At 54.7% G+C, this 25,573-nt stretch carries 25 protein-coding genes, 1 tRNA gene and 1 pseudogene; 23 read left to right on the top strand and 4 right to left on the bottom strand.

Going from position 1 to position 25,573, the window contains the following annotated elements:
* Nucleotides 1-5: 5 nt before the first annotated feature.
* From OES20_05200 to OES20_05100, 21 genes and pseudogenes are all read left to right on the top strand, one after another.
* Entirely contained in the window at nt 6-545 is a 540-nt protein-coding gene (locus OES20_05200) for a hypothetical protein (protein MDH3634084.1), read from the top strand.
* Nucleotides 546-654: 109 nt separating this feature from the next.
* Nucleotides 655-921 carry a hypothetical protein gene (locus OES20_05195; GenBank protein ID MDH3634083.1) on the top strand — a complete coding sequence of 89 codons (267 nt, stop codon included), beginning with the start codon at nt 655-657 and terminating at the stop codon, nt 919-921.
* A 98-nt stretch (nt 922-1,019) separates the two neighbouring features.
* Nucleotides 1,020-2,561, top strand: a complete 1,542-nt coding sequence (gpmI, locus tag OES20_05190; GenBank protein MDH3634082.1) for a 2,3-bisphosphoglycerate-independent phosphoglycerate mutase — start codon at nt 1,020-1,022, stop codon at nt 2,559-2,561.
* A gap of 70 nt (nt 2,562-2,631) precedes the next feature.
* The gene (locus OES20_05185; GenBank protein ID MDH3634081.1) at nt 2,632-3,291 is read left to right on the top strand and encodes a Crp/Fnr family transcriptional regulator; all 660 of its coding nucleotides are present in this window, start codon (nt 2,632-2,634) and stop codon (nt 3,289-3,291) included.
* Nucleotides 3,292-3,343: 52 nt separating this feature from the next.
* Nucleotides 3,344-4,090 carry a YebC/PmpR family DNA-binding transcriptional regulator gene (locus OES20_05180; protein MDH3634080.1) on the top strand — a complete coding sequence of 249 codons (747 nt, stop codon included), beginning with the start codon at nt 3,344-3,346 and terminating at the stop codon, nt 4,088-4,090.
* Nucleotides 4,090-4,614 carry a crossover junction endodeoxyribonuclease RuvC gene (gene ruvC / locus OES20_05175; protein MDH3634079.1) on the top strand — a complete coding sequence of 175 codons (525 nt, stop codon included), beginning with the start codon at nt 4,090-4,092 and terminating at the stop codon, nt 4,612-4,614. The genes OES20_05180 and ruvC overlap by 1 nt, the downstream gene beginning before the upstream one ends.
* Nucleotides 4,611-5,213, top strand: a complete 603-nt coding sequence (gene ruvA / locus OES20_05170) for a Holliday junction branch migration protein RuvA (GenBank protein ID MDH3634078.1) — start codon at nt 4,611-4,613, stop codon at nt 5,211-5,213. Before ruvC ends, ruvA begins: the two co-directional genes overlap by 4 nt.
* Entirely contained in the window at nt 5,210-6,229 is a 1,020-nt protein-coding gene (ruvB, locus tag OES20_05165) for a Holliday junction branch migration DNA helicase RuvB (protein MDH3634077.1), read from the top strand. Before ruvA ends, ruvB begins: the two co-directional genes overlap by 4 nt.
* 44 nt (nt 6,230-6,273) lie before the next feature.
* On the top strand, nt 6,274-6,945 hold the full coding sequence (gene tolQ / locus OES20_05160) for a protein TolQ (protein ID MDH3634076.1): 672 nt from the start codon (nt 6,274-6,276) through the stop codon (nt 6,943-6,945).
* A gap of 11 nt (nt 6,946-6,956) precedes the next feature.
* Nucleotides 6,957-7,373 carry a protein TolR gene (gene tolR / locus OES20_05155; GenBank protein MDH3634075.1) on the top strand — a complete coding sequence of 139 codons (417 nt, stop codon included), beginning with the start codon at nt 6,957-6,959 and terminating at the stop codon, nt 7,371-7,373.
* Nucleotides 7,373-8,347 carry a cell envelope integrity protein TolA gene (gene tolA, locus OES20_05150; GenBank protein MDH3634074.1) on the top strand — a complete coding sequence of 325 codons (975 nt, stop codon included), beginning with the start codon at nt 7,373-7,375 and terminating at the stop codon, nt 8,345-8,347. Before tolR ends, tolA begins: the two co-directional genes overlap by 1 nt.
* 58 nt (nt 8,348-8,405) lie before the next feature.
* On the top strand, nt 8,406-9,659 hold the full coding sequence (tolB, locus tag OES20_05145; protein MDH3634073.1) for a Tol-Pal system beta propeller repeat protein TolB: 1,254 nt from the start codon (nt 8,406-8,408) through the stop codon (nt 9,657-9,659).
* A gap of 29 nt (nt 9,660-9,688) precedes the next feature.
* Nucleotides 9,689-10,282, top strand: a complete 594-nt coding sequence (gene pal / locus OES20_05140; GenBank protein MDH3634072.1) for a peptidoglycan-associated lipoprotein Pal — start codon at nt 9,689-9,691, stop codon at nt 10,280-10,282.
* Between the two features lies 1 nt (nt 10,283).
* Nucleotides 10,284-11,249, top strand: a complete 966-nt coding sequence (gene ybgF, locus OES20_05135) for a tol-pal system protein YbgF (protein ID MDH3634071.1) — start codon at nt 10,284-10,286, stop codon at nt 11,247-11,249.
* A gap of 68 nt (nt 11,250-11,317) precedes the next feature.
* Nucleotides 11,318-11,393: transfer RNA gene (locus OES20_05130), tRNA-Lys, on the top strand.
* A gap of 134 nt (nt 11,394-11,527) precedes the next feature.
* On the top strand, nt 11,528-13,042 hold the full coding sequence (locus OES20_05125; protein ID MDH3634070.1) for a B12-binding domain-containing radical SAM protein: 1,515 nt from the start codon (nt 11,528-11,530) through the stop codon (nt 13,040-13,042).
* Nucleotides 13,043-13,053: 11 nt separating this feature from the next.
* On the top strand, nt 13,054-13,482 hold the full coding sequence (locus OES20_05120; GenBank protein ID MDH3634069.1) for an HIT domain-containing protein: 429 nt from the start codon (nt 13,054-13,056) through the stop codon (nt 13,480-13,482).
* A gap of 104 nt (nt 13,483-13,586) precedes the next feature.
* Nucleotides 13,587-15,665, top strand: coding sequence for a hydantoinase/oxoprolinase family protein (locus tag OES20_05115; GenBank protein MDH3634068.1), 2,079 nt, complete (start codon nt 13,587-13,589; stop codon nt 15,663-15,665).
* A gap of 9 nt (nt 15,666-15,674) precedes the next feature.
* Complete coding sequence (locus tag OES20_05110) at nt 15,675-17,384, top strand: hydantoinase B/oxoprolinase family protein (protein MDH3634067.1); 1,710 nt, start codon at nt 15,675-15,677, stop codon at nt 17,382-17,384.
* A pseudogene (locus OES20_05105) lies at nt 17,384-18,604 on the top strand (FAD-binding oxidoreductase). The gene OES20_05110 and the pseudogene OES20_05105 overlap by 1 nt, the downstream one beginning before the upstream one ends.
* A gap of 66 nt (nt 18,605-18,670) precedes the next feature.
* Nucleotides 18,671-19,765, top strand: a complete 1,095-nt coding sequence (locus OES20_05100; GenBank protein MDH3634066.1) for an alcohol dehydrogenase family protein — start codon at nt 18,671-18,673, stop codon at nt 19,763-19,765.
* Nucleotides 19,766-19,839: 74 nt separating this feature from the next.
* Here OES20_05100 and dctP read toward each other — a convergent pair whose 3' ends face one another.
* The 3 genes from dctP to OES20_05085 all read right to left on the bottom strand — a co-directional run bounded on the left by dctP (nt 19,840) and on the right by OES20_05085 (nt 22,840).
* Nucleotides 19,840-20,937 carry a TRAP transporter substrate-binding protein DctP gene (dctP, locus tag OES20_05095; protein MDH3634065.1) on the bottom strand — a complete coding sequence of 366 codons (1,098 nt, stop codon included), beginning with the start codon at nt 20,935-20,937 and terminating at the stop codon, nt 19,840-19,842.
* Nucleotides 20,938-21,008: 71 nt separating this feature from the next.
* The gene (locus tag OES20_05090) at nt 21,009-22,331 is read right to left on the bottom strand and encodes a TRAP transporter large permease subunit (GenBank protein ID MDH3634064.1); all 1,323 of its coding nucleotides are present in this window, start codon (nt 22,329-22,331) and stop codon (nt 21,009-21,011) included.
* A complete protein-coding gene (locus tag OES20_05085) occupies nt 22,328-22,840 on the bottom strand; it encodes a TRAP transporter small permease subunit (GenBank protein MDH3634063.1) in 513 nt (170 codons plus the stop codon). The genes OES20_05090 and OES20_05085 overlap by 4 nt, the downstream gene beginning before the upstream one ends.
* A gap of 368 nt (nt 22,841-23,208) precedes the next feature.
* Between OES20_05085 and OES20_05080 the strand changes: the two genes are divergently transcribed.
* Nucleotides 23,209-23,910: a YhcB family protein gene (locus tag OES20_05080; protein ID MDH3634062.1), complete on the top strand. Its 702-nt coding sequence runs from the start codon at nt 23,209-23,211 to the stop codon at nt 23,908-23,910.
* 126 nt (nt 23,911-24,036) lie between these two features.
* Here OES20_05080 and OES20_05075 read toward each other — a convergent pair whose 3' ends face one another.
* Nucleotides 24,037-24,915 carry an alpha/beta hydrolase gene (locus tag OES20_05075; GenBank protein MDH3634061.1) on the bottom strand — a complete coding sequence of 293 codons (879 nt, stop codon included), beginning with the start codon at nt 24,913-24,915 and terminating at the stop codon, nt 24,037-24,039.
* 190 nt (nt 24,916-25,105) lie between these two features.
* Here OES20_05075 and OES20_05070 point away from each other — a divergent pair, with 190 nt between their 5' ends.
* Entirely contained in the window at nt 25,106-25,555 is a 450-nt protein-coding gene (locus OES20_05070) for an acyl-CoA thioesterase (GenBank protein ID MDH3634060.1), read from the top strand.
* Nucleotides 25,556-25,573: the final 18 nt, after the last annotated feature.

The following is a 25,573-nucleotide window of genomic DNA, read 5'->3' as shown; positions in this document are numbered from 1 at the left end:
CGGGTATGCAAGCTGTTTTCAAGATAGTGTTCCTGATTGGCCTGATCGGCGGCTCGATTCGGCCCGTGGTCGCGCTGGAGCTGTTCGGTGTTAATCTTAAATCCACCAACAGCACCGAATTGCGCATCGCGGTAAAAACTGCCGGCGCGCGATTGATACGGGAAGGCGGCAAGGACAACTGGTTTGACGTTTATGACAGTTCGAGCGCGTTAGCGGGATCAACCCGGCTTTATCTGGGTTTTGTCAAGCAGGATCAACGTTTCGCCTTTGCCGAATACGAGTTCGAAAGTCTGAATCCAGCACCGATACTATCCAAATTAACTGCCAAATATGGTGCCGCCAAAACGCAAGCCGGAAGATTTATTTCGGACCGCAAGTATCGCTGGCAACGCGATGGAATCGAAATCGAACTCAGCAGTGACTGGCAACACAACAAGACCCGGCTCAGCTACATCAATCCCGTTAGCATGTCGGCCTTGCTTGCTGAAAGGGCCAACTACAAAAGACAGTTAACGGCGGAAGCTGAATCATTTTCGATTTACTAGCTACCGTTTATCGCGGTATTTACTCCGTTAGTCCCTGGTCCCGGCGTTATCCGGGCGAAAACAGGCAATTTAGCTAGACTTATCCTGTTTATCAGCGGATAGCGCGATTATGAATATAACGGAATCAGCCAGACCTCAAACTACTATCCCCGATGCCAACCGCAGCGCGGTCGAGGGTATTCGCGAGCAGCTTGAGCGGCTGGATCAAAATGTTGCACAGGTTGCCCAGCAACAGAGCAGCGATGCTTTTGCCCCCGGTTCACGTGATCGTGCGCTGGTCGAGCAGGGCGAAATCGTGCGTGCCGTGCGCGCCAATGCCAGGTCGCTCGAGGCTTCCAGCCAGGCGCTTGGAACAATCATCGATATCAAGGTATAAGGTATAAAGGTTTAAAAATCTGATGGCAGGATTGTTAACCCGGATAGGGTTTTACGGTATGATTCACTGCTACCCAGACCGTAGTTTCGATTATCTCAATGACATCCAGGCCCGGGACGCTGCGCCGTCCAACTCTGTTGTGCATCCTCGATGGTTTCGGAATTAATCCGGATCCTGCTCATAATGCGATTATTCAGGCCATGACGCCAAATTTCGATCATTACTTTGCCAGCTATCCGATGACTGAACTGGAAGCTTCGGGACGCGGTGTGGGCTTACCCGAGGGTCAGATGGGCAATTCGGAAGTTGGCCACATGACCATTGGCAGTGGCACTATCGTCAAGCAGGACCTGGTGCGCATTGATGACGCGATCGAGGACGGCAGTTTTTACGAAAATGCAGCCTTGCTGGGCGCGGTGCGATCCTCAAAGTCTGCCGACAGACCGCTGCATCTCGTCGGCCTGGTTTCGGATGGCGGTGTACATAGCCATATCGACCATCTTTCTGCGCTGATTCGTTTATGTCACCAGCACGAGGTTGTGCCGCAAGTACACATGATTACCGACGGGCGCGACACCGCGCCCCAGGCAGCATTGTCTTACCTACCCCAACTCGAGGAATTACTTCAGGCTTGCGGAGGCCACATCGGTACCGTGTCAGGGCGTTACTACGCGATGGATCGCGACCAACGCTGGGATCGAGTCGAACTTGCCTGGAATAACATCGTGCACGGCAATGGCATTGCCGCGGAGTCGGCACATGCCGCGATCCAGCAAAGCTATGATATGGGTGACAATGACGAGTTTATCCGACCGGCGCATTTGCCTGGAATGCAAACCCTGCAGGCCGATGACGAAATGATTTTCTTTAATTTTCGCAACGATCGCGTACGCCAGATCTGCGCAGCCTTCGCGTTCGAGCAGTTTGATGCGTTTGAGCGTGGCGAGAACTACCACCCGATCACGGTTACCTGTATGACGCACTACGACTCACGGCTAGAGTCGCCGATCGCGTTTACACCGATGTGGCCCGAGACCACGCTGGGTAGTGTCATCAGTGATGCGGGTTTAACGCAACTGCATTGTGCTGAAACCGAAAAATACGCGCATGTCACGTTTTTCTTTAACGGCGGTCGCGAAGCGCCCTATCCCGGCGAGGAGCGCAGTTTAATCCCGTCACCGAGGGTTGCCACCTATGATCTGCAACCCGAAATGAGTGCGGCTGAAGTGGCCGATAGCGTAATCGAGGCGATGCAGACCGAGGGTTACGACTTTATCGTGGTCAACTTTGCCAACGGTGACATGGTAGGACATACGGCGGTCCGCGAGGCCATCATCAAGGCCGTTGAGGCCCTGGATCGTGAAGTGGGCCGTGTGCTCGAGGCCGCGATTGCGAGTAATTACGCTGTCGTACTGACTGCTGATCATGGCAACTGTGATGAAATGGTGGACCCGGATTCAGGCAAACCACATACCCAGCACTCCAATCATCCGGTGCCTTGCCTGGTCATTGACCACGATGTGCAGGCGCTGCTCCCGGGCGGCGATCTTTCGGCAATCGCCCCGACCGTACTGCAGTTAATGGGTATTCCACAGCCCCCGGCGATGACTGGTCGGTCCGTCATCAGCGACAACCTGTAGAATAACCTTGATTAGCAACGAAAATTTAGTAATGATTGTCGCCCAACCAGTGCGCGATTAAATAATAATTATGGCAACCCTAAACGAAACACTCGAAGAAATTACGCTGTTTCGAGGTATGAGCGAGGAAGACATTGAAAGTGTCGCTTCGCAAACCGTTATTCGCCAGTTTCCGAAGAATACCGTGATTGTCAGCCAGGGTGACGAAACCGATTCGTTTTATGTCATCCTGCAGGGCAAGGTTGACGTGTTCCTGCACAATGACAAGGGTAAGGAAATCATCATCAATACACTGGGCGAACGCGAGGCTTTCGGGGAACTGGCACCCCTGGGAGGAATCCCGCGACAGGCCAGTATCATCACCACCGAGGACTCTACCTTCGGCATTATCTCGCGCCAGATTTTCATGGATACACTGCTGAAAAAGCCCACCGTGAGCATGCAGATTATTGATTTACTGATCCATCGGATCCAGGATCTGACCGAAGAAGTCAGTAGCCTTGCGCTCGAGGACGTTTACAACCGCGTGGTCCGGGTGCTTTACAAGCACGCCGACGAAGTGGGTGAAAAGCTGGTCACCGAAAAACTGACCCAGCAAGACATCGCCAGCCGGGTTGGTGCCACCCGCGAAATGGTGCATCGCATCCTCAAAGAACTGAAAACCGGTGGTTACATCTCGATAGAAGGTAAACATATCACAATCGAGAAGAAACTCCCCCCTGGCTGGTAAAGCTTCGCCAAAATAGTGATAACATAGCGCCATTTTCACCGAGGTTGAAACAGTGGCGGGTCACAGCAAATGGGCAAACATTCAGCACCGTAAGAAAGCGCAGGATGCCAAGCGCGGCAAGCTGTTTACCCGTTTGATCAAGGAAATTGTCGTTGCCGCCAAGGCAGGTGGATCAGATCTCGATGCCAATGCGTCGTTACGCACCGCGGTCGACAAGGCCAAGTCCCAATCGGTTCCCAAGGATGCCATCGAACGCGCGGTAAAGCGTGGTGCCGGCGAACTCGATGGTTCCGATTACGAGGAAATTCGTTACGAGGGATACGGCCCAGCAGGTGTGGCGGTGATCGTCGATTGCCTGTCCGATAATCGAAATCGTACGGTTGCCGAGGTCCGTCATGCCTTTACCAAGGCGGGTGGAAATCTCGGGCAGAGCGGTTCGGTGGCTTACCTGTTCGATAATGTGGGCGTGCTGCTCTATTCACCCGAGCATGACGAAGACAGTGTCATGGAGGCCGCGCTGGAAGCGGGCGCAGACGATGTCATAGTTGCCGATGATGGTAGTATCGAAGTGCTCACCGCGGCTGAAGATTACGTGACCGTGAAGCAGTCAATGACGGATGCTGGGCTTGAACCGGGCGATTCGGACCTGACGATGCGCGCGTTCACCAATGCCGAGCTGAATCTAGAGGACGCCCAGAAGGTGCTGCGCCTGGTCGACCTGCTGGAAAGCTCGGATGACGTGCAGGATGTTTATTACAACGCTGAAATTCCAGAGGAAGCGTACGAGGCCCAGGCTTAATGATTATCCTGGGCATTGACCCTGGATCACGTACTACCGGTTTTGGTCTCGTCGAGAATCAGGCTAATCGCTTGAGGTATATCGACAGTGGCAATATCCGGGTCAGCGGCGATAGCCTGCCACAACGCCTGGGTTGTATTTTTAATGAAATCGAAAATGTGATTCAAATACACCGGCCAGAACAGATGAGCATCGAAAACGTTTTCATGGCGCGTAACCCGGATTCCGCATTGAAGCTTGGCCAGGCGCGTGGTGCCGCTATCTGTGCCGCTTACCGGGCCGGCCTTGAAATTGCCGAATATGCCCCGCGAGAAATCAAGCAGGCTATTGTCGGCTCGGGTGCTGCCAACAAGGAGCAGGTGCAGCACATGGTGAAACGTTTGCTCGGCATTCGTCTGCAGTTGAAGGCTGACGAGGCCGACGGCCTGGCAATTGCTATCTGTCATGCACAATTTTATGCTACGCGTCAGAAAACGGGTATCGACGCCAGTTTACTTAAGCGCAGGAGAAGTCGCCGAAGATGATCAGTCGATTGACGGGTATACTGGCCGCCAAGCGTGCTCCGCAAATATTGATCGACTGCAACGGAGTGGGTTACGAAGCCGATGTGTCGATGACGACATTTTACCGGCTACCCGAAGTCGGCGATCGGATATCAATCTGGACGCATTTGCTGGTTAAGGACGATTCCCACAGTCTGGTTGGGTTCAAAGACGAGCAGGAACGCAAACTGTTCCGACAGCTGATACGGATTAATGGCGTTGGCCCGAAAATGGCACTGACGATTCTGTCCGGAATCGATGGTCAGCAGTTCGGGCTCTGCATTTTGAATAACGACGTCGCGATGCTGACAAGATTGCCGGGAGTTGGTAAAAAAACGGCCGAGCGACTGATCATTGAAATGCGGGACAAGGTCGAGGTCCTGGCGGGCGATTCGCCTGCTTCCGAGGTTTCATCTGGCGGGCATTCGATCATGGGCGAGGCCATCGAAGCCCTGCAGGCACTGGGTTACAGGCCGGCCGATGCAGAAAAGATGATCGGTCGGGTACAGCAGCAGGACGGAACGCAAGCGAGCGCCTCGGAATTGATCAAAAAGGCGTTGCAAACGTCGGTTAAGGCATGAACGAAGATCGATTGATCGACCCGGAAGCGATCGCAGAGGAGTTATCGCTGGATCGTGCGCTGCGACCCAGGCTACTCAGTGATTACGTCGGCCAGGATGAAGTTCGCGAACAGATGAGTATTTTTGTTCAGGCCGCGATAAAACGCAGCGAGGCGCTTGATCATGTACTGGTATTCGGCCCACCGGGCCTGGGTAAAACCACCCTCTCGCATATTATCGCCAACGAAATGCAGGTGAATTTGCGCCAGACGTCAGGACCGGTGCTGGAGAAGGCTGGTGATCTTGCCGCGATTCTAACCAATCTCGAACCGCATGACGTGCTGTTTATCGACGAGATTCATCGCCTCAGTCCCGTGGTCGAGGAAATACTCTACCCGGCGCTGGAGGACTTTCAGCTCGATATCATGATAGGCGAAGGACCGGCAGCGCGTTCGATCAAGCTGGATTTGCCCCCGTTTACGCTGGTTGGAGCAACCACGCGTGCGGGGCTGCTGACATCGCCCCTGCGTGATCGTTTCGGGATTGTGCATCGCCTTGAATTCTACAGCGCCGAGGAACTGGGTCGAATCATTATGCGCTCCGCGGGCTTACTCGGCATCGAGCTGGAAGCAGAAGGCGCAAGTGAAATTGCCAGTCGGTCGCGTGGCACGCCGCGTATTGCCAATCGACTGCTGCGACGCGCGCGTGACTATGCCGAGGTCAGGGCTGACGGTACGATCACCGCCGAGATTGCCTGCGCTGCGCTGGACATGCTCAAGGTCGACAAAACCGGGCTCGACCACATGGATCGTCGCCTGATTCTTGCCCTCATCGAGATGTTTGATGGTGGGCCGGTCGGCGTGGAGAGTCTTGCGGCTGCGATCGGCGAAGAGCGCGGTACTATCGAGGATGTGATCGAGCCCTACCTGATACAGCAGGGTTTTATGATGCGTACCCAGCGAGGGCGTGTGGTAACATCGCGCGCGTACTCGCATTTCGGATTTAAACATTCAAAACAGGGTGAAATAGAGTTATAGCCGGGCCCTGCAACTAATCCTTAAAAACCAGATGAACTAACGCTATGAATGATTCACTGTTAACGCTTATCATGAACGCCAGTATACCGGTGCAGCTGGTGATGATACTGCTGCTTGCGGCCTCGGTACTTTCCTGGGCATTAATGTATGTCAAGCGGGGTTATATCCGCCAGTCACAGGTCGAGGCCAAGACCTTTGAAGGCCGTTTCTGGTCCGGAATAAACCTGAGCGATTTGTTTGCACAAATGAGCGTACGCCAGGACCGGCGTTTCGGTCTCGAGGCAATTTTTGAAAACGGTTTTCGGGAGTTTGCCCGCGCCCGCAAGGCTGACCTCGGCAACAGTGAAGTCGTGCGTTCGGCGCATCGTGCGATGAAGGTTTCAATGTCGCGCGAGATCGAAATGCTCGAGAATAATCTGCCGTTCCTGGCAACAGTAGGTTCGGTCAGCCCCTACGTTGGGCTGTTCGGTACCGTTTGGGGCATCATGGAGTCGTTCCGTGCCCTTGCCGGTGTGCAGCAGGCCACGCTTGCGATGGTTGCACCCGGTATTTCGGAAGCCCTGATTGCCACGGCGATGGGACTGCTGGCGGCAATTCCAGCAGTGGTTGCCTACAACAAGTTCACCAGTGAAATCGACGCGATGATCGTGCGCTACGAGAATTTTCTCGAGGAATTTACAGGTATCCTGCAGCGTCAGGCCCAGTCAACAAAGTAAGGACTACAGTTGTGAAGAAGCGCCGCTCAGTTTCCGAGATCAATGTAGTACCGTACATCGACGTCATGCTGGTGCTGTTAATCATCTTCATGGTGACGGCACCCTTGTTAAAACAGGGCGTCGAGGTTGATCTGCCCACCGCACCGGCAAATCCACTGGACGCAGAAAGCCCGGAACCTATCGTCATTACGGTCGATAAACGGGGAATGATGTTCCTCAATATCGCGCTGAAACCCGACAACGAGATCAGCGAGGAAGCGTTGATCAAGCAAGTCAAGGCAGCATTATCCAGGGAACCGAAACGACCGGTCATGGTGCGCGGCGACGCCAATGGTCCCTACCAGAATGTCGTGGCAACGCTGGTACTGCTGCAGCAGGCAAACGTGGAGTCAGTCGGGTTGGTGACCGAACCGGAGGAAAAACCCTAGTGCTATCGGAGTTACGCAAACATCCCCGGGCATTGGTCGTTTCACTTGTATTTCACGCGCTGGTTATCGGAGCAATGATCATCAATTTCACCTTCGTCGACAAGCCGAAAACCATGAAAGCGGGACCCGTTGCCAAGACCGTCAAGGCCGAGGTAGTTGATCAACAGCAGCTTGATGCGAAAACGGAGCAAAAGCAGTTTGAAGAAAAGCGTAAACGGGAAGCGCTCGAGGCTAAAAAACTCGCCGAGAAGAAGAAAATAGAGGCAGAAGAGAAACGTCAGCAGGAAGCGAAGAAAAAAGCAGAATTGAAGCGCAAACAGGAAACCGAAGAAAAACGCAAGAAAGAAGCCGAGCGCAAGGTCGCCGAGAAAAAGAAAGCGGAAGAAAAGCGCAAAGTCGAGGAGGCACGTGTTGCCGAGGAAAAGCGCAAGGCTGAAGAAAAACAAAAAACCGAGGAAAAGCGCAAAGCCGAGGAAAAGCGCAAAGCCGAGGAGGCACGTATCGCCGAGGAAAAGCGTAAAGCCGAGGAAGCACGTATCGCCGAGGAAAAGCGCAAGGCCGAGGAGAAACGCAAGGCCGAGGAAGAGCGCAAACGTAAGGAAGCCGAAGAACGTCGTCTTGCCGAGGAGGAACAAAAACGCAAGGAGGCGGAACTGAAGGCCAAGCTACTGGCCGAGGAAAACGAGCGCCGGCTCAATTCATTGCGGGAAGCTTATAAACTGGCTATTTTTCAAAAGGTTAAGCGGAATTGGATTAGACCGGCCGGAAGTGAGAAAATACCCGAATGTTGGGTCAGGGTATTGCAAGGGCCGGGCGGCATAATTCTCGATGTCACCTTCGGTACCTGTAAAGGCAGTACCGCAACATATCGCGCTTCGATCGAAAATGCAGTGTACAAGGCAGAGCCCCTGCCGAAGCCAGGGGACCCGTCCTTGTTCGAGCGAGAGTTGAACTTTAATTTTAGGCCCGAGTAAAAATTACACATAAATGAAGCATCCAATAACATACCTGTTGGCCGGAATCCTCTGGCTTATGCCATTGACTGTTAAAGCTGCTCTGACCATCGAAATTACCGGCGGTGTAGAAGGTGCGTTGCCGATCGCGGTTGTCCCGTTTGACACTTCGCGCCTCAGCAGTAAACTGCCGGTCGACCTGGCCGAGATTGTCGCCAGTGATCTGAATCGCAGCGGCGTATTGAAATCCATGAGCCGCTCCAAACTGCCGGCTAACCCGCATTATAGCAACCAGGTGCAGTATGCCCGCTGGCGTAAAGTCGGACAGGATTATCTCGTGGTTGGACGCGTGCTGGAAAAATCTCCGGGGCTTTACAGCATAGAATTCCAGCTGCTCGACGTGCTTAAGCAAAAGCAACTTCTGGGTCGCAGTATGCCTGCCAGGAAACGTAACCTGCGTTCACGCGCACACCAGATCAGCGATTATATTTACGAGCAAATCACCGGTACTCGCGGTGCCTTCAATACCCGCATCGCTTTCGTACGTGCGCAAAAGGATGCCGCGCGCAAGTACGTGCTGCAGGTTGCCGATACCGACGGGTTCAATGCCCAGAATGTGCTCGAATCAGATGAGCCGATCATGTCCCCGAGCTGGTCTCCTGATGGTAAGTCCCTGGCCTACGTTTCGTTCGAAAATGAACGCCCGGAGATATACATCCAGCACCTCGCCACCGCGCGGCGTTCCAAGGTTGCAGGCTTCAAGGGTTTGAATAGCGCACCGAGCTGGTCACCGAATGGCAAGTTCCTGGCGCTGGTCCTGTCCAAGGATGGCAGCCCGGACATTTATACCCTGAATACGGCTACCAAGCGCCTCAAGCGCCTGACTACCCATCGTGCCATCGATACCGAACCAGTCTGGGCAAGTGATGGCAAGACGATAATTTTTACCTCGGACCGTGCAGGATCACCGCAGCTATACCGTGTTAACGTGGATGGCGGCAAGCCGAAGCGCGTGACTTTCGAAGGCCGTTACAATACCGCCGCCAGTTTATCGCCTGACGGCAAGTATATTGCGATGGTGCATGGCGAGCAGGGGCAATATAAAATAGCGCAGTATGAACGCGGAACCGGTAATTTGACGGTACTCACCGACAGTACGCTCGATGAATCACCCTCATTTTCCCCGAATGGCAAAATGGTGCTCTATGCATCGACACGCGGAAACAGGGGCTACCTGTACGCGGTTTCGATTGACGGGCGCGCAAAACACAGGTTATCCGACCAGGCCGGCGATATACGCGAACCGGTTTGGGGGCCTTTTGAAAGTAAGTAACCACTGAACACGAATGGAGCAGGAAAGAAATGAAATTACGTAACCGAATGAAACCATGGATGATCGCCGGACTGGTAGCGATCTTTGTCAGCGCCTGTGCCACCACGCAGGAAGAGATGATTGATGGCGCACCGATAGACGATCAGACCGGGATGGCCGATGACGGCAGCATCAGCGGTGGTGCGGATGCAACCGGTATTAGTGACGATATGGCCGGTGATGGAACTTCGATCGCGGATGGTGCGCCGATTGACGCAATCGCAATGCTCGAACAAACCGAAGGCGCGCTGGCAAGTCGCACTATTTATTTCGAGTTTGACAGCGCCAAGCTGAGCAGCGAGTCGATCCAGATCCTCGAAACTCACGGCAGTTTTATCGCCGGTAACGGTGTAGTAACTGTGCGCCTCGAGGGCCACGCCGATGAACGCGGCAGCCGTGAGTACAACATTGCCCTCGGTGATCGACGGGCCCAGTCGGTTAGGCGCGTTCTGCTGTTTCAGGGTGCTTCGACCGATCAGCTCGATACCGTGAGCTACGGCGAAGAGCAACCTGCAATGTCGGGTCACACCGAGGAGGCCTGGAGCAAAAACCGCCGCGTTGAATTGATCTATACGGTGAATTGATATGAGTGCGGCGATAGGTTCGATTCGCAAGGTTACCCTGGCCGGTAGCCTGCTGGCCGGGTTATTCACCACCGCGGCATTTGCGCAAGGCACCCTGACCCCCGAACAATTGACGCTGCGGGTCGAACGCCTGACTGAATTGTCACAGCGTTCCGATACCAAGCTGTCGGCGGTACAGACCCAGTTGAAGAAGCTGTCTGAAGAAATGTCTCGTCTGGGCCGTCTGATCGACAACCGGGCAGTGCTGGACATGATTCAGCAGGTTGACGAGATATCGCAAGAAGTTGGTTTGCTGCGCGGCGATATCGAAGTGCAGGGTAACGATATCACCGAGATCAAAAAACGCCAGCGTGAACTATACCTCGATATCGATCGACGCCTGCGGGGCCTGGAAAGCGGCGCCGGTTCGCAGGCTTCCAGCGGCCAGGTAACCCTGCCCCAGGTTGCGACCACGCCTCCGGCCGGAACCTCATCGACAGCCGGCCAACAAACGCCGTCAGTGGAGCCGTCGTTGCCCGAGCCGGTAACAACGACCGAATCAACGACCGCGTCAATCTCGCAAACGCCGTCGGTGACACAGAGTGCCGAAAAAGAGGCCTACCAGGCGGCATTTGATGTCCTGAAGGAGGGTCGATACAAAAAGGCCAAGACCGAACTCAAGACCTTTCTGGACAAGTATCCCAACAGCAGTTATTCCGGTAACGCACAGTACTGGCTTGGCGAGGCGCATTACGTAACGCGCAACTTCGACCAGGGCATAATCGAATTCGAAAAGGTGCTCAAGAGCTACCCGAACAGTAACAAGGTGCCGGACGCGATGTTGAAACTCGGTTATACCTTCTACGAACGCAAGCAATTCGATCAGTCCAAGGCAATACTGCAGGATCTGAGCAAGCGATTTCCGAAAACGACCGCGGCAAGCCTGGCCGCCAAGCGGCTGGATCGTATTCGTAAGGAAGGCCACTAACATTATCGCCTTTTAGAATTCGCTTGAAATCGGTCCGCGTATCGGTATTATTCCAGACCTTTCCCGGGGGGGCGTTAGCTCAGTTGGTAGAGCATCTGACTTTTAATCAGGTGGTCGGGCGTTCGAGCCGCCCACGCCCCACCACTTTTTCCCCGTAATTGGCTCCGACAGGCAAAAAGGCCTTAATATCGCGGCTTTAATCGATATACTGCCCGAACTGGATTGCCTGGTTCCAATACTTGTCCTCTTTGCTCACAGCAATGTGCTGATACAACCCGATGAATCATAAAATTCTGCTGACCACGCTGAATGCACGCTACATGCATTGTGCTTTCGGTTTGCGTTACCTGTATGCGAACCTGGGTGCCCTGAAATCGGTTGTGCAAATCAGGGAATTCACGATCCAGCAGCGGCCCATCGATATCGTCGAGCAATTGCTCGCGCTAGAGCCGAGAATAATCGGCTTCAGTACTTATATATGGAATGTAAACGAAACCACGGCAGTTATCGCTTTACTGAAGCAGGTTTCACCGCAAACCATTATTGTTGCGGGTGGCCCCGAAGTCAGCTTCGCCGATGACTTGCCTGAACTCACCGAGCTGGTGGACTACATTATTACGGGTCCGGGAGAAACCAGTTTTCGTGAATTGTGCGAAGACCTGCTCGGCGAAAAGCCGGTAGCACCGGGCATCATTGCCGGGGTAACGGCCAGCCTCGATACGCTCGAGTTGCCTTACGCCTATTACAACACCGAGGATATTCGCAATCGCCTGATTTATGTCGAGGCGTCGCGTGGCTGTCCCTTCAAATGCGAATTTTGCCTGTCTTCGCTGGATAAAACGGCAAAACCGTTCGAGTTAAAACGCTTTCTCGATGCCATGGATGACTTGTACCAACGGGGTGCGCGCAACTTCAAGTTCATTGACCGTACTTTCAATTTAAAGATCAGCACCAGCATTGCGATCCTGGAGTTTTTCCTGCAGCGAATAGACGATGATCTCTACCTGCATTTTGAAGTTATACCTGACTACCTGCCGGAGCAGCTGAAACAGGTTCTAACCCGGTTTCCGCCCGGAGCACTGCAGTTCGAAATTGGCGTGCAAACCTTCGATCCCGAAATCCAGCAAATCATCAGCCGCAGGCAGAACAACAGAAATACCTGCGATAATCTGCGCTGGTTACGTGAAAACACCGGGGCTCACCTACATGCTGACCTCATATTCGGTTTACCTGGAGATTCACTGGAAAATTTTGCCCGGAGTTTTGATCAGCTGGTGGCTTTGAACCCGCAGGAAATACAGCTTGGCATTCTCAAACGTCTGCGCGGAGCCCCGATTAATCGACGCGTCGATGAATATCAAATGCGCTATAACCCGGTGGCCCCCTACAACATCCTGAGTACCCGGGATATTGATTTTGCGACCATGCAGCGCATCAGCCGCTTCGCACGATTCTGGGACATGATTGGAAACTCGGGTCGCTTCGGCAATACCCTGCCACTGGTACTGGCAGAGCAACCCTTCGAAAACTTTCTCGCGCTGAGCGACTGCCTGTATGAACTCGCGGGCAGCACCTGGAAAATCTCGCTGCGCCGACTGTACGCGTTGCTGTTTAAGGCACTGACCGGGCCACTGAAACTTCGACCAGACCGGGTCCGCCCGGCATTAGAGCTAGATTACAGGCGGTCCGGGCAAAAAGGGATCCTTGATCTGGACAACCCGGGGCTCGAGATCGTTACCCGCACGGGTGTGGCGAATAAACGCCAACGCCAACACCAACAGAAAAATGCTTGATCGGAGGCAGCATGGCCGCAATACATGACCAGCTTGAAGCAGACTGCATCTACCTCGGACGATTTGTGTTGTGTCATTTGCTGTTAATGAACGATCGCAATTATCCCTGGTTTATCCTGGTTCCTGATCGCGAAGATATTCGTGAAATCTACCAACTCGAACGGGCAGACCGTACGCAATTGATGGACGAGTCCTGCCGACTGTCCGATTTCCTGATGCGCACTTTCGACGGCGAGAAACTCAATCTGGCCGCACTCGGCAACCAGGTTCCGCAACTACACCTGCACCATGTCGTACGCTACGTGTCGGACCCTGCCTGGCCGGCACCAGTGTGGGGGAAAGTGCCGGCGCTGCCCTATGATGATCGCGCAGTCGATGAAATCAGATCGAATTTCGTAAACTCGGGACTCGAGGGCTACGAGGCGGTTAGCGGGCGCTGATCGGGCGTTACAGGGTGATTTCGATTAAATAATTGGCGCTTGTGACCTGTCCCGTTTTACACTGCTCACCTGATAAGCACGGCTAATCGCAGATACGGGAAACAATGAATCAATCGTCAATTCGGATGGGTGTCGATATCGGGGGGACGTTTACCGACGTCGTGCTCGAAGTCGGTACCCGGCAATTTTCGACCAAGGTACTGACCACCTACATTGCACCCGAAGACGCGATTATCGCGGGCATGAAGCAGGTTTGCGACCAGGCCGGGATAGAACCGGCCCAGATCGAGCAGATTATTCACGGTACGACCCTGGCGACCAACGCCTTGATCGAGCGACATGGTGCCAGGACCGCGTTGATTACAACCCGGGGCTTTCGCGACGTTATCGAAATGCGCAGCGAGTCGCGGTTTGAGCAGTATGATCTCAACCTGACGCTGCCCGAACCGTTGTTACCGCGCCAGCAACGCTATACCGTCGAGGAACGCATCGGCGCCAACGGTGACGTGCTGATACCATTGCAGCGTTCTGAAGTCGAGGCGCTGGCAGAAAAAATTAAACCGGCAGGGTACGAGAGCATCGCGGTAGGTCTGATGCACGCCTACCTGAATGATCGCCATGAAACCATGATTCGCGACGTGCTCGCCGAATCCATTCCGGGGGTCTCGGTTTCACTGTCATCGGAAGTATCGCCCCAGATGCGCGAATACGAGCGCTTCAACACTGTGGTCGCCAATGCCTACATCAAGCCCATGATGAAAAGTTATCTCGATCGGCTGGGCGGGCAACTGCAGAATGAGGGTGTCGCCTGCAAAATCTTTCTGATGCACTCGGGTGGCGGCATCATCTCCATTGAAAGTGCAGCGGAGTTCCCGGTCAGGCTGGTTGAATCCGGTCCTGCGGGTGGCGCCGTTTTTGCGGCGCATATCGCTGCTCGATATGGTCTCGATAAGGTTCTATCCTTCGACATGGGCGGCACCACCGCCAAGATTTGCCTGATCAAGAACCAGGCGCCGAAAACCAGCCGCGTATTCGAAGTCGCCAGGACCTATCGCTTCAAAAAAGGTTCGGGTATGCCGATTTCAATCCCGGTGATTGACATGGTCGAGATTGGAGCAGGTGGCGGTTCGCTGGCGCGCGTGGATACGATGCACCAGATCCGGGTTGGGCCCGAGTCCGCGGGCTCCGAGCCGGGCCCGGCCTGTTATGGTCTCGGTGGCGAGCGACCCGCGGTCACCGATGCCGACCTGGTACTGGGAAAAATCGACCCCGATAATTTTGCCGGTGGCTCGATAAAGCTTGACGCTCAACGTGCTGCCGATGCATTACTGAACACGCTCGGTAAACCTCTCGAAATGGACGCCCTGACCGCAGCCTACGGACTTGCCGAAGTAGTCGATGAAAACATGGCAAATGCTGCTCGCGTCCATGCCGTCGAAAATGGCGAGGACCTGTCCGAGTACACCATGATCGCCTTTGGAGGTGCCGCGCCGCTGCACGCGGGTCGCCTGTGCGAAAAACTGGGGGTTGAGCGTCTGCTGGTACCACCGGGTGCCGGTGTGGGTTCCGCTATCGGCTTCCTGCGGGCACCGTTCAGTTTCGAGGCAAATCGCAGCGTTTACATGCGCCTGGCCGATTTCAAACCGGACACGGTTCGAAACCTTTTAGCGGACCTGGAAGCGGAGGCGACTGCATTTGTGCGTTCCTGTGATGCAAACGCCACCATCCAGTCTGAATATAAAGCCTACATGCGCTACACCGGGCAGGGCGAGGAAATTCCAGTTGTGCTGAGTACAGAACAGGCGACGCAGCCGGATGCATCAAACTATCAGCAATTGTTTGAACAGGATTACATAGCGCTGTTTGGCCGCGCCGTGGAGGGCATGGATATCGAGATTACGGTCTGGTCTGCGAACGCGACCACGCTGGCGCAAAAAGTTGAAGCGACGCAGGCACTTACGGCAGGCGCCAGGGTGCCGGCCAACGGTCACAGAAATATATTCGACCCTGCCGTAGGTCAGCACGTGGAGTCTTCAATAGTGCCGCGTTCAGGCCTGTTACCCGGCGACCTGGTGCCGGGACCCGCTGCGATCACGGAAGATGAAACCACGATTATTTTGCCGACCAGCCGCCAGGCGCTACGCCAGTCGGATGGCTGTATCGATGTCGTGCAACAGACCTAGGAGCGAACCGTGACCCGCAAAACCTCGACAGTATCTCACCAGGTCATGTGGAATCGCTTGATATCCGTCGTCGAAGAGCAGGCCCAGGCGCTCATTCGAACCGCTTTTTCAGCCTCGGTGCGCGAAGCCGGTGATCTGTCGGCCGGCGTTTATGACACCCGCGGGCAGATGCTGGCGCAGGCCGTTACCGGGACACCCGGCCACGTCAACGCGATGGCCGATGCGGTCGCACATTTCATTCGTCGGATCGGCTACGACAACATGTTCGAAGGTGACGTTTATATCACCAATGATCCCTGGGAAGGCACCGGCCACCTGCATGACATAACGGTTGTCACGCCCGCCTTCCACGAGGGCCGGCATGTTGGCTTCCTCGGTTGTACCGCGCATATCGTCGATATCGGCGGTCGCGGATTTGGCGCCGACGCCAATTCGATTTATGAAGAAGGTCTCTATATCCCGATCATGAAATTCGCCGAAAGGGGAGAAGTCGACAAGACCCTGATTCGAATCGTGCGTGGAAATGTACGCGAACCGGACCAGGCGGTCGGCGATTTTTATGCGCTGGCGACCTGCAACGAGATCGGTCACCGGCGCCTGATCGACATGATGAACGAGTTCGCCTTATCGGACCTGGACGACATCGCGGACTTCATCCTGGATAATTCTCGTCGCGCGACGCTGGAGCGCATCGCCGCATTACCGCGTGCGCAGGCCTCGGGCTCAATGACGATCGACGGCTATAGTCATCCGGTAAAACTCGAGGTGACGCTGGATATCCAGCCCGATCGGATCCTGTGCGATTTTACCGGCACCTCGGGGCTCGACCGCAAAGGTATCAACGTGCCACTGGTTTACACCAAGGCCTATGCCTGTTTTGCATTGAAATGCGCCATCGCGCCGGAGATTCCGAACAATGCAGCGTCGCTGGCACCGTTCGAGATCACCGCTCCCGAGAACACGATCGTCAACGCGGTGCATCCCGCGCCGGTAGCCCTGCGACATGTGATCGGCCACATGATTCCCGACGCGGTCTACGCCGCGCTCGACCAGATCCTGCCCGCTACGGTGCCGGCGGAAGGCGCCGGTACCTTGTGTAATTTCCAGTTGTCGCTGCGCCCGAGGACCGACACCGAGGCGCCGGCGAATACGGTCAGGGCCGAAGTCCTGGCCTTCAACTCGGGAGGCTCCGGTGCGCGCCCGACGTCGGATGGTCTCAATGCCACCGCGTTCCCGTCGGGTGTTATGACTATGCCCGTCGAGGCAACCGAGCACACCGGCCCGGTGATTATCTGGCGCAAGGAGTTGCGTCCAGATAGTGGTGGCGCCGGCAAGTACCGTGGTGGCCTCGGGCAATATATGGAAGTCGGTGCCACCGAGGGTCACGAATTTGATTTTTCCGCAATGTTCGATCGGGTCGACCATCCGGCAAGAGGTCGGCAGGGTGGTAAACACGGCGCTGCCATGACCATAGCCCGCGACGACGGCCAGGCGATGAAGGGCAAGGGCAAGCAGTTCGTTCCGGCTGGTCGGCGCGTGATGCTGGCGATGCCGGGAGGTGCGGGTTACGGCGATCCACGTGAAAGAGGTAAAGCACTGGTGCGTAGAGACCTGGCGCGCGGTTATATTTCGGCAGCAGTCGCCCGCACCGAGTACGGATTGAGCGATTCTGAAATCGCCGGCGTCGTCGATGCGGTCAAGCGCGGTGATGTTTTGTAATGGGCCAGGATCCAGTCTTAAATCCCCCGCAGCATTCAAGCTACGATGTTGTTATCGTCGGTGGAGCCATCTACGGTTCTGCGGTGGCCTGGTTTCTCGCCGACAATCCGGATTTCGATGGTTCCATACTGGTGGTCGAGAAAGATCCGATGTATACGGCCTGCTAGACTGCGTATACCAACAGCTGTATGCGCCAGCAATTCTCACGCGAGATCAACGTTCGCATCTCACAATTCGCAGCTGAATTCGTAAAAAACTTTTGCGCCTATCTCGGTAACGATCCGCGCGTGCCTGATTTACCTTTTCGAAGCTATGGCTACATGTACCTGGCCGACAACGAAGCCTTTGCCGATGTATTGCGTGAAAGCCAGTCAGTACAGGCGAGCTGCGGTGCGGGCACAAAAATCATGACTGCGGAAGAGATTAAGCACGATTACCCTTTTTATAACGTGGACGATATCGTGGTTGGCAGTCACAACCTGGTCGACGAGGGTTACTTTGACGGTGCTACGCTGTTTGACTGGTGGCGGCGTTCGGCAAGGGAAAAAGGGGCTGAATACGTTGGCAACGAGGTGATCGCAATGACCCGAAATAGCAGTGATACCAGGGTTGAAAACGTAACGCTTCGATCAGGCGAAGTGGTCGTTTGCGGTACCGTCGTCAACGCCTCCGGCCCAAGAGCGGTATTGACGTCACGCATGGCGGGCATCGAATTGCCGGTCGAGCCACGTAAGCGATACACTTTTATTTTTGATGCCGAACAGCCATTGGATCGGGATCTGCCGTTGACCATCGATCCGTCGGGCGTGCATATGCGTACCGATGGCACCTACTACCTGGCCGGTTGCCCACCTGACGATGATCCAGCTGTCGACTACGATGATTTCGAACAGGACCATAGTCTATGGCAGGACAAAGTATGGCCGATAATTGCGGCTCGAATCCCACAGTTCGAGGCGATCAAGCTGGTCAATTCCTGGGCCGGTCACTATGCCTTTAATACGTTTGATCAAAATGCGATACTCGGCCGGCATACTATCATCGAAAATTTTATTTTCGTTAACGGTTTCTCCGGCCATGGATTGCAACAGTCTCCAGCGATGGGTCGCGGTACATCAGAGTTGATTACCTACGGTGAATACCGCTCGCTCGATCTGACACCATTTAATTTCCAGCGTATAGAACGCAATGAGCCTTTCAATGAAAAGGCTATCATATGAATAGCGTCTGAATGTGGCGACGTTGGGCGGCTGTGAGGCATCGAATTTTCTTAACAGAGCAAAATAATGGACAATAAAATCCCACAGCACATGACGGCGGTTTACCTGACCGGTCACGGCGGTATCGAAACCCTTCAATATCGAGAAGATGTTCCTGTGCCGATGCCTGGCCCAGGCGAAGTATTGATAAAAGTGGCAGCTGCCGGCGCCAACAACACCGACATCAATACCCGCATAGGTTGGTATTCCAAGAAAGTCAGGGATGCGACCAATGACGGGGGTGCGGACGGCTTCGACGAAGTCGACAATGAGGATGCGACCTGGTCCGGAGTGCCGATGGAATTTCCGCGTATACAGGGTGCGGACTGCTGTGGGACTATCGTTGCAGTCGGTGACGGTGTCGATGGCGACCGAATTGGCGAAAGAGTAATAGTACGTAACATGTTGCGTAGCTATGTCGATTACCGGCCCTTCGAGTGCTGGACCTTGGGCTCTGAATGCGATGGCGCCTTCGCGCAATATACCAGGGCGCCGGCACGCGAGACTTACCAGGTTGAATGCGACTGGACCGATGCCGAACTCGCTTCGATTCCTTGCGCCTACTCGACCGCTGAGAACATGCTACATCGGGCCGCTGTCGGTGCGGAGCGCGTGCTTGTTACCGGCGCCTCTGGCGGGGTTGGTTCGGCCGCCGTTCAGCTTGCCAAACGCCGCGGTGCCCATGTCATCGCGATTGCCAGTACAGCGAAGATGGAAGACTTGCGCGCGCTTGGCGCAGACGAGGTTATCGACCGTGGTGCGGATCTGGTTGCTGCCATTGGAGCCGTCAGTATCGACGTAGTTGTCGACCTGGTTGCCGGCGAGGGATGGCCGTTGTTGCTCGAAGTGCTCAAGCGGGGTGGTCGTTACGTAACCGCAGGCGCGATCGCCGGACCCCTGGTCGAACTGGATGTGCGCACACTGTATCTCAAGGATTTGACCTTGATCGGCTGTACATTCCAGGATGATGTTGTTTTTGAAAACCTGGTTGGTTATATCGAGCGCGGTGAAATCCGACCGTTGGTTGCGAAAACTTTCCCACTCGCTGAAATCGGTAATGCGCAACAGGTATTCCTGGAAAAAAAGTTCACCGGTAAACTGGTGCTGATACCACCCGACTGAACGACTCTGACCTGAGCATAAAAAACGGTGATGCTTCAGCATCACCGTTAATTTACCCGGTTTAATACCTCGTTCTAGCTGTAACGATAGGGTACGCCGGTTTTCTCCATGACCTCGGAGTACTTCTTGAACGCGTCCACGACCTTCTTGGTGCGCGGGCTGATGGATGCCAGCTCTTCCCAGAATTCAGCCGAGTCGGCCACCACCTTGTCCCATTCATCGGCAGGTATCGTGGTCAGTTCCATCTTCTTGCCGTTGACGCGCAGATCGGCTTCTCCACCCCAGTACCAGACCTGGCGATAATAGTGCGAATCGTTACAGGACATGCGGAACAGAGCCTGCAAATCCGGTGTCAGCGCGTTCCAGCTCTTCGAGTTGGCGAAGTAGGAACCGCACCAGGCACCGGTCACGTTGTTCAGCAGCGCATAGTTACAGACATCCGCCCAGCCCACTTCGTAGGCCTCGGTAAAGCCGCACCAGGCCACCCCGTCGAGTTCGCCGGTCTGGATTGCGACTTCGATATCGTCCCAGGGCAGCGTGACTGGCACCAGGCCGTAACGTGACAGGAATTTACCCGCGGTCGGCACGCCGAATACGCGCTTGCCTTTCATGTCGGCTATAGAACGGATCGGTTCCTTGGTAAAAATATGCAGCGGATCCCAGGCGCCGGCGCTGATCCATTCAACGTTCTTGACTTCTCCGTAGGCTTCCGCCCAAATATCGTCGAGGCCGTAATACTTGAACAGGACCGGCAGGTCGAGGCTGTAACGGGTCGAAAACGGGAAGTAACCGCCGAACACGCTGATATCCACCGGTGATGCCATCGTAGCATCGTCGCTCTGTACCGCGTCGATGGTGCCATTTTGCATCGCACGAAACAGTTCGTCGGTCGGCACCAGCTGGTCGGCGTAATAGAGTTCGATCTCCATCCGTCCATGCGCTGCCTTGTTGAACTCCTCGATTTGCGGCAGGATAACGTGCGCGCCTAGCGGTGCGCCTGAATAGGTTTGCAAACGCCACTTGATCGGATTGCTTGCGGAGTAGGCATAGGGTGCCGTGCTTGCCGCCAGGATGCCCGCTGTTCCGGCACCTACTTTTTTGACAAAACTTCGTCTGCTGTTGTCTTTCGGTTGGGTTGCGTCCGGTTTGGATGCTTTCTTATCTTGTTTCATATTTAAAGGCTCCTAAGGTTTAGGCTTCAGTTAATTTTCCACTGGACTCCCAATAATAAACCTCTTTCCCGTTATTTCGAATACACGTATTCGGGTAACCAGAGGGCGATCTGCGGAAAAACCATGACCAGGACCAGTGCAAAGGTCATGACCATGACAAAAGGTATTATCGATCGATAAATATCCATCAACGTTATTTCAGGTGGCGCCATTGCGCGCATCAGGAACAGATTGTATCCAAATGGCGGTGTCATGTATGCAATCTGGCAGGTGATGGTATAGAGCACGCCGTACCAGATCGGGTCGAACCCCAGCAGTTTGACCAGCGGTACGTAGAGCGGGGCGACGATGACCAGCATCGCGGTATCGTCGAGGAACATGCCCATAACCAGGTAGGAAAGCTGCATCATGATCAGCACTTCCCAGGGAGTCAGATTCCAGTTGGTGATAAACAGTGATTCGATCGCGCGCGCAGCACCGATGCCGTCGAATACTGCACCAAAGCCGAGCGCTGCAAGGATTACCCACATGAACATGCAGGATATGGCCAGTGTTTTACGGATGGTTTCTTCCATCACCTTGCGGTTCAGGCGCTTGCGTACCAGGGCCGCTATCGTGGCAGCGGTTGCACCGACGGCTGAACTCTCCACCAGGCTCGTAATCCCCATGATGAACAGGCCGGTCATGAAAAAGAAAATCAGGAACGGGGTAATGCCCGCGCGCAGTAGCTTTAGTTTTTCCGACATCGGCATGTCGCGTTCCGATTGAGCGACGGTCGGTCCGAGATGAGGCTGGAAATGACATCTTACGACGATGTAGATGATCAGCAGAGTCGCCATCATCAGGCCCGGAATTGCCCCGGCAAGCCAGAGCTGGCCGACCGGTTGGCGCGCGATCATGCCGTAGAGCACCAGCACGACACTTGGCGGCACCAGGATGCCGAGCGAACTGCCCGACTGGATGACCCCGGTGATCATTATCTTGTCGTAACCCCGCTTGAGCATTTCCGGTAACGCAATCGTCGCGCCGATGGCCATACCAGCCACGCTGAGTCCGTTCATCGCGGAGATAACCACCATCAGCAGTATGGTGCCGACCGCGAGGCCTCCCCTGAGGCCGCCGAACCAGACGTGGAACATGGCATAGAGGTCATCTGCAATGCCCGATTCTGCGAGGACGTAGCCCATGTAGATAAACAGTGGCAGGGTCAGCAACGGGTACCAGTTAAACAGTTTAAACGCCGCGTTAAACGGCATCTCAACCGCACCGTCACCCCACAGTAACAGCGCCGCGACCGACGAAACGATACCGATTGCGGCGAACACGCGTTGCCCGGTCAACAGCATCAGCAACATCGACACGAACATGAAGATGGCAATGGTTTCGTAACTCATGACAGCTCGATACCCCTGGATTTGGCCAGGTCCTTGAAGAAGGTGGAAATGGCCTGCAGCAGCATCAGGAAAATGCCGAACACCATGATCACCTTGATCGGAATCATCGACGGATTCCATTGTGAAAACTTGCGCTGATCGTATTCGATCGCGTACATCGTGCTCGAGATTGCACCGATCAACAGGCAGACGAGATATACCACCAGGAAAATCGCGGTAAAACTGTCGAGGCGGGCCCGGTTTTTAGGACTGAATCTTGAATACAGCAAGTCCATGCGGACATGACTGTCGAGCTGCATTGAGTAGGGGCCGCCGACGATGTAATAGGCGGTCATCGTGAACTGCGCCATTTCGATGCACCACGATAGCGGCAAGTTGATGATATTGCGCGTGAAGGCGTTGATGAGCAGGGTAGCGATCATGACAAAGATCAGGTACATGGCCAGGCGCCCAAACTTGGTCGACAGGTAGTCGATCACCTTGACGTAGTTGACGATGAACTTGGGCACTGACCTGGCTCCCCCTGGTTTTGTTGTTATATGTCAGGCAAAACTTGACTGAATTATTGTTCTATTGGGCCGCGCCCGTCTGCAAATGATACCTAAAATATCGGCACGACGCTCGCCTGCTTGAGACTGGCCACCAGGGCGCCGCTCGGTGCCCTAGCGGGAGAGGCTACGACAAATGGCGCCACTCGGTCAAACCTGGATGAGCAGACCGCTACTATCCTCGCGTCAGCTTTCAGTATCACTAAGCTGTAACCCTGCCTTTCGATTGTTGACTACCCCGGACTCGGATAGCGATCCTGTTATTCGAGAATTGGATACCTTACAATCGAGTTTCCTAAACGAAAAATAGAAAAAACGGGGGTTTTGCCATGGATCCTGTTCAATTTGTATGGCTGATGGGCATAGGCGCATTGATCGGTGGCGGCATAATTGGCGCCATCGCTTACCGAAACCTGGCTCCAGCCAGGAAAGAGGCCAGCAACCTCAAGGCCGAGCTGGACCAGGCCAGGGAGGAGATGGAGAGCTATAAGACCAGTGTCAACAGCCACTTCGATAAGACCTCGGAACTGGTTAACGAATTGACCCAGGATTATGTCAAGGTCTATAAGCACCTGGCGGAAGGCGCCCAGGTGCTGGGTGACGGCAGGGAATTCACCCACGTGCTCGAGCAGCACCAGGGCAAAGTCCTGATTTCGGTCGACGGTGAATCAGCGGTGCAGGATACTATTGTCAGCGAAGTGCCGGCAGATGCGCCTGAAGTACAGGAAGTGTCGGAGCCCCTCGATCACGTGGTCGAACAGGAAGGATCTTCTGAAGTCGACGCCGATATCGCGGCCGAAGTTAAAGAGCCAGAATCGTCAGAGTCATCGGCAGAACCAGATGAAAAAAGCGAGCCGGCACTCAATGACGGAGAAGCCGACCCTATCCCTGAGCAAAGTGCTGACAGGGCTGAATCAGCGAAGGGCAGCGACGGCGAGGCGGAAAAAATGGCAGCGAAACCGGGTAAGCAGAAGCGAAAGGTTACATCTGCCTCGGACGAATCCAAAACTGAGCCCGCAGAAACAGCGTAACTAAAGCGTTAAGGCAGATCCCGCGTTCGATGGTAATGCGTCGAGTGAATAAGCGTTTGCCTACGGCGCGCTTGCGCCGGTATTAGCCAGTGACGCGATCAATTTGATTGATTAGTGCTAGGTTGGTTAACCGAAAAAATCGATCAGCGCCAGTGCCGCGAGATGCGGTTCCTCCTCGACGATAAAATGGCCGCAATCGATCGGCATCTCTGCCACGTCAACGGCCCATTTACGCCAGGTTTCGAGCGGCGAGTTGGCCTTGTCGCTGAGGTAACCGGTACTCCATAACACCAGTACCGGGCAAGCCAGCCGATCGCCGGCATCCCGGCTTGCCTGGTCGAGCGCGCGGTCGACAGACGCACCCGCGCGGTAATCCTCGCATTGTGCATGAATCGTGCGCGGATCCCGGTACTGGTCGAGATAGGCCTGTACCGCCGACGGATCCAGTCTGGTGATGTCTGACGCCCAGCGTTCCAGCAGGAATCGATAGAATAGTGTCGGATTTTGTCCGATCACCTCTTCCGGTAATGGCGATTCTGCCGCCAGAAACGACCAGTGAAACGCGGAGACGGTCGACGCCGTATTCATTTCTTCCCAGACGTCGAGCGTCGGTACGATATCGATGGCACAGTATTTTGTAACCCGTCCCGGATGATCGAGCACCAGGCGATAAGCAACGCGCCCGCCACGATCATGCCCGGCCAGTGCGAAGCGGTCGAAGCCAAGGTAATCGGCGAGAGCGATAATATCCATAGCCATCATCCGCTTCGAATATACTTCATGTTCCGGATCACCCGGCGGCGCGGCACTGTCGCCATAACCGCGCAGGTCCGGCATGACCAGCGAAAAGTGCTGCGCCAGTTCGGGTGCAATTCGGTGCCAGATGACATGGGTTTGTGGAAAACCATGCAGGAGAAATAGCGGCGGGCCGTCGCCACCGGTCGTGACGCTGAGCGCCACACCATTGACGGAAATAATCTGCTGTTTGAAATTTTCAGGAAACATGGGTTTTCTATTCCTAAACTGGAGCTCGCCGTAAGTCATTGCGGTTGTATTTAGCAGCTGATGTGTTGACCAGCCCTGAATTGACGCAAGCAACCTGATTTTCGATATACTGGCTCCGCTTCACGTGCCAGTTTAACGCATTTAGCTGACGCTTTGCCCATTTGCAGAGAACACGAAAGAGATCCCAGAAATGCTAACAGCAACGCAGAGAATTCGAGTCGAATGGGCACATTGTGACCCCGCCGGGATCATATTTAATCCGCACTACTATATCTGGATGGACTCCGGCACGCATGCCCTGTTGCAGGCAGCCGGATTCGATTTGATCGGTAACACTCACAAGGACAAACTGTTTCGCGGTTGTCCCCTGGTGGCAAGCAACATGGCTTTCAAGCGGCCGCTTTACTTCGGTGACGTTACCGTGCTCACATCGCGCGTCGAGAAATTCGGCAATACGTCGTTTGTCGTCGCGCATGCCTTTCATCATGGCGATAATCCTGAACCGGCTGCGACCGGCAACGAGGTCAGGGTCTGGGGATCTTCCGATCCCGATCAACCGGAAAAGCTGGTTGCGGTGCGCATGCCGGAAGAGGTGCGAAAAATGTTATCCGTCGAAAACACGATCGACGTTACCGTTTAAACTCCAGAATCCATTATA

It is taken from the genome of Gammaproteobacteria bacterium (genome assembly GCA_029862005.1).
GTDB lineage: Bacteria > Pseudomonadota > Gammaproteobacteria.
Note: the sequence above shows the minus strand (reverse complement) of the source record. Positions and strands in the feature narration are given on the sequence as shown.